Consider the following 2,919-nt stretch of genomic DNA (forward strand, 5'->3'; position numbering starts at 1 on the left):
GTGGGGTGTGGGGTGTAGGGTTTTACCGATTCTCATCTGGTCAATTACCTAATTTTCAGAGAAAAAGTCCCAGAATTTTCCCCCTATCTCTCCCACAACTGGTACTTTTTGATTGACAAAAAGTCTAAAAGTCTTACCCAACAAGGTTTTTAGATTTATTCAGCAAGCCCTAGGTACGGGACAAGCATAAAAGCAAATATTCTTAATTGTCGTTTTAATAAATAAAAGTGATGGAACGGCGAGGGGGTTTCCCAGCTTTGCATAAAGGGAATTTATGGATTTGAAAACAAAGAATATTTGTTTTTATTAAAGCCATTGCCTAGAGTGAAAACAGAGACTCAAAAAGATCACTCAAGGAGATCAAAAACGATGAAACCGAAGCTACTGACAGCCTTCTGTCTATTGCTAATCACAGTTTTTTCTTGCTTCCACCCTGCCATCGCTAGGGCCGTTACCCCCACTGGCGGCGCACCGGCAAAAATTACTCTGGTCGAGCCAGCTGCCGCCGATAATCTGCAAAAACTACAGGAAACTAACGCCTGTGTCGGTTGTGACTTTAACGGAATTAGCCTCAAAGATTTAAACCTGTCCTGGGCCAATCTAGAAGGAGCAAACCTCAGCCAAACGGATCTAGAAAGAACAAACCTACAGGGTGCTAACCTCAAAGGGACTAATCTCCAGGGAGCCGACCTCGGCAAAACTCTCCTAGCGGGAGCCGATTTAAGCGGGGCCAATCTCTTAGGTGCAGATTTAGAAAAAGCCAACCTGCAAGGAGCAAACTTAACCAACGCCAATCTGCAAAAAGCTGACTTAGAGAAGGCCAATCTCACTAATGCTCGGTTAGACGGTGCTAACCTGCAAGATGCGGACGGTGAAGGGGCGATCGGTGTCGATCCCAATCTATTCTAAAAAAAGTTTTTATGGCAGAATCAAGTTTTAGCGGTTTTCAAGGAGAGCAATATCTATGGAAATTACTCCTTTTTCTCAGCGATCGCTAGATGGGGAGGGAGCGGAAATGCTGCTAGACTTTAAAAAAGCCCATCAGCAAGATTTAAAGGCAATTGCCGAGATTTTGGCAAGAATTAGCCACCAATCACCAGAAAAGGTAGAAATTCTCTTGGAGACAATGCTAAAACAACTGATAGAGCCAAAAACACCTTTTTACGAGACGGCAACACCGACGGAACGAGCGCAAGCTTTTCGGGATTGGGCAAGTAGTCACGATCGAGGCAGCGCACTTTTATCCGACTATGCCGTAAGTCGCGATAGTATCTATGACGATGAGTGCCTGTGACTTTGTGCGGAACCTGATCACACCATGTATGGCGATGCTGTGGGTGCGACAAGTCTATTATTGGGACAAGGAGAAAAACTCTATATCGCACCACAGAATTTAATCGAGTTTTGGAACGTTTACTTTTAAGCAAAAACGCGAGCATCCCGAGGACGAACATAAACTTGCTCCCCGACTTGGAGATGCAGTTGATCCAGTTGTTCTCGATTCAGATGGGCAATCAGGAGAGAGCGATCGGGTAGAATTAATTCCACATCGATGGCCCAACCCAGATGGATAATGCGCTCAACTTTTGCCTCAATGCTAGACCCATTGGGAGAAGAGAGAATTTCTAGGTCGTGGGGACGAATGAAAATCTTGACTCCGTTAGTACCCCCTCCGAGCTGCTCGAATAGTGCAGCCGAGGTCGGTGGTAAAACATTCACCCGGCCGATAAAACTCATCACAAAAGCAGAGGCAGGATGATCGTACACCTGATCGGGAGTTCCCACCTGTTCGATTTTACCCTCATTGAAAATTACGATCTCGTCGGCCACTTCCATGGCTTCCTCCTGGTCGTGGGTGACAAAAACACTGGTGACATGAACCTCCTCGTGTAACTGTCGCAACCAAACTCGTAGCTCTTTTCTAACTTTGGCATCCAAGGCCCCAAAAGGCTCATCTAATAATAATACTTCCGGTTCCACCGCTAAGGCCCGGGCTAGGGCAACCCGTTGACGTTGACCCCCGGATAGTTGGGCCGGATAGCGATCGCCTAATCCCTGCAATTGAATTAAACTCAAGAGATTGTCCACTCGTTTTTGAATATAGTTCGGGGTAGCTTTGCGAATATTTAAACCGAAAGCGATATTCTGACGCACCGTCAGGTGTTTAAAAAGCGCATAATGCTGAAAAACAAAGCCAATATTCCTTTTTCTGACATTTAAATGGGTTGTGTCTTTGCCATTGATGATAATTTTGCCTGTGTCGGGAGGTTCTAATCCTGCGATCGCTCTCAGGAGAGTGGTTTTTCCTGAACCGGACGGCCCCAGCAGTGCCACCAGACGATTCGATTTGATCTCTAGGTTGATGTTGTCTAAAGCAGTAAAGGTGCCGAATTTTTTCGATACTCGCTCGATGATGATGCTCACGGTAGCTAATCCTCTGGCAAAAAAATGTATAGGGTTTGACCGTATTTTAACCATGATTCAATCGCAATCGTATTAAAATACACTTACATTTTACAAGATAGCAAGAAAATTAAGTTTCGATTCGGGAGATTACTGGTTATAAACAGAGACTAAAAGATTAAACAGCGATAAAAGCTTACTAATACTCTTTTTTGCTCTTTTAGTCGGTTCTAAAGGCTTAATTAACTAATTTTGTCTCTTAACCACCAGAAACACACCGGAGAAAAGAGACAACTGAGGCAAAAATGGACTATTCTTTATTGACAATATTTAGCTTTTTTATCGGAATTGTCGTGGGATTAACGGGAATTGGCGGTTCATCGGAAATTTTGGGTCTGAAACCCCGCCGTTCTAGGTTGGCTTTACGTTAGAATTAAAAGGCCAGTCTCGAAAACCAAGTGGACGGCGCAGCACCTTGAAAACTCGGCTTAGGGGGTTCCGACCAGAAAAGCTTGG

Annotated in this window: 4 protein-coding genes; 3 read left to right on the top strand and 1 reads right to left on the bottom strand. The window is 44.6% G+C overall.

Translation table 11 applies throughout. From position 1 onward, the window contains the following. The first annotated feature begins 369 nt into the window (after positions 1-369). Together O9332_RS26790 and O9332_RS26795 are read left to right on the top strand one after the other, a co-directional pair. Positions 370-909, top strand: a complete 540-nt coding sequence (locus O9332_RS26790) for a pentapeptide repeat-containing protein (RefSeq protein ID WP_002762670.1) — start codon at positions 370-372, stop codon at positions 907-909. A gap of 55 nt (positions 910-964) precedes the next feature. Then, positions 965-1,294: a hypothetical protein gene (locus tag O9332_RS26795; RefSeq protein WP_002762669.1), complete on the top strand. Its 330-nt coding sequence runs from the start codon at positions 965-967 to the stop codon at positions 1,292-1,294. 125 nt (positions 1,295-1,419) lie between these two features. On the opposite strand, the gene O9332_RS26800 is transcribed toward O9332_RS26795, so the two are convergent. Then, a complete protein-coding gene (locus O9332_RS26800; RefSeq protein ID WP_043999411.1) occupies positions 1,420-2,424 on the bottom strand; it encodes a sulfate/molybdate ABC transporter ATP-binding protein in 1,005 nt (334 codons plus the stop codon). A 284-nt stretch (positions 2,425-2,708) separates the two neighbouring features. Here O9332_RS26800 and O9332_RS26805 point away from each other — a divergent pair, with 284 nt between their 5' ends. Next, positions 2,709-2,834 (top strand): hypothetical protein, encoded by a 126-nt coding sequence (locus tag O9332_RS26805; protein WP_288028090.1) that lies wholly within the window; start codon positions 2,709-2,711, stop codon positions 2,832-2,834. Positions 2,835-2,919: the final 85 nt, after the last annotated feature.

Source organism: Microcystis sp. LE19-10.1B (assembly GCF_027530565.1).
Taxonomy (GTDB): Bacteria; Cyanobacteriota; Cyanobacteriia; order Cyanobacteriales; family Microcystaceae; genus Microcystis; species Microcystis aeruginosa.